This is a genomic window from Shigella sp. SIG3, from assembly GCF_053555855.1.
The window spans coordinates 1-449 of the sequence record NZ_JBQZXE010000321.1; the positions used below are offsets into that span (position 1 = coordinate 1).

Below are 449 nucleotides of genomic sequence, written 5' to 3' on the forward strand. Positions count from 1 at the left end.
GAGTTATCGAACCTCGCTTACCAACGCGTTGTCAGTCATCTCCCCCCTCCCTGGTGCATCGTTATATCCGTGATGAGCGATTTTTGATATTAATATCTTTCACCATCCGCTATTTTCACCACTTCAGAAAACAAACTTATTTTTATTAAAATCAATTCTTTTTCTTTGAACATTCAACTGCGATATTTGTAAAAACATTAAACAGGCAACAATAAAATGACATTACCAACAACTATTTATTCATTCCCCGCATATTTACCCCGTTTTTCGTCCACCGACAAACCAGCAAAATTAAAATTTCATCAATACGCACGCGCTACATTACTGTCAAATCGTGGAAGAGATCATAATTGCGATGGCAGACGTACTGTTGAGATCCACAAACTAGATCTCTCTGACTGGCAAGCATTCAATAAGTTAGCAACGAAGTGTAATGCTTACGATGGAGT

At 38.1% G+C, this 449-nt stretch carries 1 protein-coding gene; it reads left to right on the forward strand.

Translation table 11 applies throughout. The annotated features are described in order from the left end of the window. Positions 1-216: 216 nt before the first annotated feature. The coding region (locus ACUU1I_RS21215) for a DUF2686 family protein (protein WP_071829150.1) at positions 217-449 on the forward strand (233 nt) is incomplete at its 3' end.